Origin of the sequence: Planktothrix sp. FACHB-1355 (genome assembly GCF_014748295.1) — a bacterium.
GTDB lineage: Bacteria > Cyanobacteriota > Cyanobacteriia > Cyanobacteriales > Aerosakkonemataceae > Aerosakkonema > Aerosakkonema funiforme_A.
Genome location: NZ_JACJUP010000378.1, coordinates 1 through 5,490 on the forward strand (window position 1 = coordinate 1; position 5,490 = coordinate 5,490).

At 42.9% G+C, this 5,490-nt stretch carries 6 protein-coding genes; all 6 read left to right on the forward strand.

The features are described from left to right. On the forward strand, window positions 1-688 hold a 688-nt coding region (locus tag H6S82_RS16275; RefSeq protein WP_191056430.1), incomplete at its 5' end, for a HAMP domain-containing sensor histidine kinase. A 316-nt stretch (window positions 689-1,004) separates the two neighbouring features. Further along, window positions 1,005-1,712 (forward strand): 4Fe-4S dicluster domain-containing protein, encoded by a 708-nt coding sequence (locus tag H6S82_RS16280; protein ID WP_190461767.1) that lies wholly within the window; start codon window positions 1,005-1,007, stop codon window positions 1,710-1,712. A 12-nt stretch (window positions 1,713-1,724) separates the two neighbouring features. Further along, window positions 1,725-2,771 carry a heterodisulfide reductase-related iron-sulfur binding cluster gene (locus H6S82_RS16285; protein WP_190461769.1) on the forward strand — a complete coding sequence of 349 codons (1,047 nt, stop codon included), beginning with the start codon at window positions 1,725-1,727 and terminating at the stop codon, window positions 2,769-2,771. A 39-nt stretch (window positions 2,772-2,810) separates the two neighbouring features. Beyond that, window positions 2,811-3,869 carry an FAD-dependent oxidoreductase gene (locus H6S82_RS16290; RefSeq protein WP_190461771.1) on the forward strand — a complete coding sequence of 353 codons (1,059 nt, stop codon included), beginning with the start codon at window positions 2,811-2,813 and terminating at the stop codon, window positions 3,867-3,869. Between the two features lie 4 nt (window positions 3,870-3,873). Continuing rightward, the gene (locus H6S82_RS16295; RefSeq protein ID WP_190461773.1) at window positions 3,874-4,461 is read left to right on the forward strand and encodes a 4Fe-4S dicluster domain-containing protein; all 588 of its coding nucleotides are present in this window, start codon (window positions 3,874-3,876) and stop codon (window positions 4,459-4,461) included. Beyond that, entirely contained in the window at window positions 4,458-5,324 is an 867-nt protein-coding gene (locus tag H6S82_RS16300; protein WP_190461775.1) for a CoB--CoM heterodisulfide reductase iron-sulfur subunit B family protein, read from the forward strand. Before H6S82_RS16295 ends, H6S82_RS16300 begins: the two co-directional genes overlap by 4 nt. The last annotated feature ends 166 nt before the right edge of the window (window positions 5,325-5,490 follow it).

Genomic DNA, 5,490 nt, shown 5'->3' on the forward strand with positions numbered 1-5,490 from the left:
TTACCAAAAACATTATCCTAATCCACCCCAGGCGATTGCTAATTTGACAGAAGATATGGACTTTGATTATCTAGAAAGTGATTTTTCTAAGTTGTTGGCATCGATGAAAAATGGTGCGACGCGCATTCGCGATATTGTGAAGTCTTTGCGGACGTTTTCGCGTTTAGATGAAGCCGATTTGAAAGAAATAGATATTTACGAGAATATCGAAAGTACCCTAGTGATTTTGCAAAATCGCTTGAATGGTCGAGCGGGAAGACCAGAGATTCATGTCATCAAAAATTATAGTAAATTACCCCCGATCGAATGTTATGGGGGTTTATTAAATCAGGTATTTATGAATTTGTTAGTAAATGCGATCGATGCGATCGAACAACGGCGACAAAGCCTAGAACATACCGAAAAATTAGATTATATTGGTACGATCGCAATTACGACTTGTATTCCGTCTAAAGATCGGATTACCATCTCCATTCACGATAATGGTTGTGGAATGACTCACGAAGTTAAAGAAAAAATATTTAATCCCTTTTTTACGACTAAACCTGTCGGTAAAGGTACGGGTATGGGCTTAGCAATTAGCTATCAAATTATCACGGAGAATCATCAAGGTCATTTGCAGTGTTTTTCTACCCTTGCCAAAGGCACTGAGTTTAGAATTGAGTTGCCAGTTCGTAACCATCAATAGACATCTCCAAAAATTCTGGTGGGGTAGGCATCCTGCCTGCCCTTTGAGATTCTTTTGGAGGAGAAAGCATCTCCATTATAAGTATTTTTGCTTATCGTTCGCCTGCTTAACTATTCTCTGAAATTTGCCTTCAGATGTAATTTTCCTATTCTGCCGTGATTTCAGCCACTTTAGAGCTTGATCCCCGTAAGTTGGGGTTGGGAGATCGATCGCAATTTATTTGAACTTACCTGCTTGACATTATAACTAATTAGTTATATAGTATTTTTATAGACAAACGGCATAACCTCAGTGGCTCAAGTGGCGGGATATACCTATGGGCAAATTATTTAACGAGCTTAAACAAGACCTTTTGTACCAGCACGGCATGAATGCCTGCCTGAACTGCGGCGTATGCACAGCAGTTTGTCCGGCGGCAGAGTTCAGCGAATACTCCCCCAGAGAGGTAATGAACATTTGCTACTCAGAAGATGATGAACAAATTGAAGAATTACTTAAATCGGACAAAATTTGGTATTGCGGGCAATGTTTTTCCTGTAAAACGCGCTGTCCGAGAGGCAACAGCACCGCCTCAGTCATTCTGGCATTGCGCCGACTTTCCGTTCGTTACGGTTACTTTGCCGAGTCAGAAAAAGGCAGACAGCAATTATTTGCCAAGCGAGTATTCGGGGAAAACATATTAAAACGAGGTTATACATTGTTAGCAGAAAATATCACACCCGCCCATTTCCCCGAATTAGGTGAAAACTGGGAATACTATTACGAACATCGCGAAGAAATGCGGGCATGGTGGGATGTACCCATGAATCTGGAAAATAGTCCAGGTTCCCACCGAGTTATTCCGGAAAAAGACATGGAAGAATTGCGGGCAATTTATCAAGCCACGGGTGCGATCGAATTAATGGATGCCGTCGAAAAAGGCATGGAAAAGAAGCTCGGCAGTAAAGCAGAAGTAGAAAAATACTGGCAAAATTGGTTAGAAACCGCTGATAGCAGAAACTACCAACTCAAAGAAAACAAATAAGGAGAAACTTTAATGAAAGTAGCAAGAGAAAATATCGCTTGGGAAAGACATCAAAAGCAAGTTCCAACCATAGATGATGAAGGCGGAAAATTGTGGGGTTGCTTCCGCAGTTGTTTCCTTCAAAGTGCCGCCCCCTATACCGAAGGCATTGCCTATAAAATCTTAAAAAACGATTTGGGTATGGAATTGCGGGAAGCACCCGGACATACTTCTTGTGGCGCAATTGGCTATCACGGAGATGTGTCAAATATCGAAACACAAATGGTAGTTGCGGCGAGAAACTTTTCGGTTGCCCATCACGAATTAGGTGTGGATAATCTCTTTTCATTCTGCGTCACATCCTTTGCCAACTACACAGAAATGATTAAACTTTGGGAAGAAGAACCAGAGTTGCGAGAATACACAGAAAAAACCTTAAAAGAAACGACAGGAAGAGAATTTTGGGTTCCTCACGTTTCCGGCGGCAGACCTTCTGTTGTTCACGCTTCCGATGTATTTTTCGCCAATCGCCACAAACTCGCAGCCAAAGCAAAATATAGCTTGAAAGGAATCAAAGCAGTCGATCATATTGGATGCCACTACGGAAAAATATTTCCAAGCGAGTGCATGGGTGGCGCTGAATTCCCGCAAGTTTTAGTAGGATTATTAGAAGCTTTCGGTGCCGAAATCGTTGATTATCCAGAACGGAGACATTGCTGCGGTATGGGTTTCCGGCAATGTGCGTTTCCCGAAAACCGAGACTACACTGCCAGCAGCGTTTACAAGAAAATGAAAAGCCTCAAAGAAGCGCACCCCGATTGTAACTTAATCCTCACCAACTGTCCCGGTTGCACAGTATTTTTAGATGCCGAACAAGGAACAATCAAAGAAATTTTGTCAGAAGAATTCAACGTCAGCGTTTTGGATTACGCACAATTAACCGGGTTAATGTTAGGCTACGACCCCTTCAAAGATTGCGGATTGAATGCCAAAGTTGTTCAAATCGAACCTTTACTAGATAAAATCGGCATTCCTTACGACAAATCCAAAACTCCCGAACAACGCCGCAGACCATTTTAATTAAGTCAAAAGTCACAAGTTCAGCAAGGATTGAAGACAATGGGTAAAAGTGTAGTCGTAATCGGTGGTGGCCCTGCGGGAATGGCAGCAGCAGGAAAACTGCAAGACTTTGGATATGATGTGGTTTTGATTGAGAAGAAAGCCGAAGTTGGGGGACATTTAAACAAGTGGTATAAAGTCTTTCCTGACTTTACCGATGCTTCCGAAATTGTCGCCAATTTAAAACAAGCTTTGGGTAAAACCAGAATTGTAAATAATGCGACTGTAACCCGCATTGAAGGTGCCGCACCTAACTTTAAAGTGACTGTATCGACAGGTGAAGAAATTGATGCTGGCGCGATTCTGGTATCCACTGGCTTTAAGCATTTCGATGCTACCTTTAAAGAAGAATATGGATATGGAATCTACGATAATTGCATCACTTCCGTAGAGTTGGACGCCATGCTAAAGGCGCAAAGCGTGAAAACTAGAAACGGGAAAGCGCCGAAAAAAGTAGCGATGGTGCATTGCGTTGGTTCTCGCGATGAGAAGGTGAATAATAATTACTGTTCGCGAGTTTGCTGTACCAATGGAATTAAAGTTGCGATCGAAATTAAACAACAAAATCCCGAATGCGAAATTTATTGCCTTTACATGGATATTCGGGTGTTCGGTCGCGGTTATGAAGAACTGTACAGAACATCGCAACAAGAGTATGCCGTGCAATTCCTGCGGGGTCGGCTTTCCGAAGCTGGTGAGAAAAATGATGGCAGCTTGTTGTTGCGCTTAGAAGATACTTTGACAGCAAAACCGATGCGGTTAACTGTTGACCTTTTGGTTTTGATGGTGGGAATGGAAGGTAATGCCGAATTAGCAGACGTGGCGGGTTTAAGTGTTGGTTGCGATCGCTTCTACGCCACTGCACATCAACAATATGCCAATAATGCTTCTACCCGGAGAGGTATTTTTCTCGCAGGTGCGGCAACTGGGCCAAAAGCGATTATGGAATCGATTACCGATGGACGATCGGCAGCAGCAGAAATTGCCAGTTTTTTGGCTAGCGATCGCGCAATTTTTGTACCCAGCCTCAACGAACAGCTTCACTTAACTAAGGTTTAAAGCAATGGCAGTTAAAAATAAAAAGTTTTTATTCGGTCTGAAGGTCGATCGCCAACTCGACGGCGATAAAATGAATCGGGAATTTCTCGATAAAGTGATTGCGGAAGGTGGCGAAGGCGCTGCGATCGCAGCTTGTATGCAGTGCGGTACCTGTAGCGGTGGCTGTACCAATATTGACCTGATGGATATGTCACCCAGAACTCTGGTTTTAATGGTGCAGAGAGGAGAATGGGAAAAGGTACTGAAAAGTAACGCTCTGTGGTTATGTACTTCTTGCTACATTTGTACCTCTCGGTGTCCCCGTGGCGTGCGTCCTGCCGATGTAATTGAGGCGGTGAAAGCGATCGGCATTCGTCAAGGAGTCGAGAACGATTCTACCAAGTTCAATCAAATATTTGTAGAATTGGTCGAGAAAAGAGGCATTTTATTTGAACCCGAACTAATGCAGAAATATGGCGGTTTACAAGCCATGCTCGCACAAGCAAAATTGGGGATTCAATTAACCCTCAAAGGCAAAATGTCACCATTACCAGCCAAAATTAAAGACCCCAAAAAATTTAGCGAAGCATTAGAAAAGGTAGGCAAACAATGAAATATTCTTACTATCCCGGATGCAGCCTTCATACCACTGCCAAAGAATTCGATATGTCAACGAAAGTGGTAATGACAGAACTGGGAATTGAGCTAAAAGAACTCCATGATTGGTCATGTTGCGGTGGTTCCGTGGCGGCTGGAGTTTCCCACGATGTTGGTATGGCGATGGCGGCGAGAAATGTCGCTTTAGCACAAAAGGAAAACCTCGACCTTTTAGCTTCTTGTTCCGGTTGTTATAACAAGTCAGCGAGAGCGTTAAAGGCATTAGATACCGAAGCCGAAAAAGAAAGAATTACGGCGATTCTTTCCGAAATGGGAATCTCGGTTTCTGACTGCAACATTCGAGTTAGAAATGTGGTCGATGTTTTAGCTAACGACCTAGATATTTCCCCTCACATCAAAAAGCCTTTAACAGGTTTGAAAGTAGCTTGTTATTATGGTTGTCTGTTAACTCGACCCGCAGATATCACAGGTTGGGATTCTCCCGTTTTCCCGATGTCAATGGATAAATTAGCTCAAGCTTGTGGCGCAGAAGTCGTTGATTTTCGGTCGAAGACCAAGTGTTGTGGTGGCCCGATTTTGGTGTCAAAGCAAGAGGTTGCTTTTGAGTTAACTAAGAAACTCTTAGATGAGGCAAAATCTCTCGGTGCAGATTGCATTGTGTTAGCTTGTCCGTTATGTTCAACTAACCTGGAACTAAGGCAACCCGATATTGAGAAGAACTACAATGTTTCTTACAATCTACCAATTCTCTATATCACGGAAATTATTGGCTTAGCTTTAGGCATTAAACCCGGTAAGTTGGGGCTTAATAAGCACATTGTTTCACCAAAAACCGTGTTAAATAAATTGGGTTTCTGATTGACAGCGCCCGCTCGGAGATTCTTAAAATCTTACATTTATAATATCGCCACTGCTAGGATTTCCAAACTCGCCACGTTTGCTTAAAGAGCGTGGCGATCTACTTTTTTCGATCGGGATTTGCAGCCGTTTGAGGTACATAATTTTTTTCAATCCTCCACTCGCC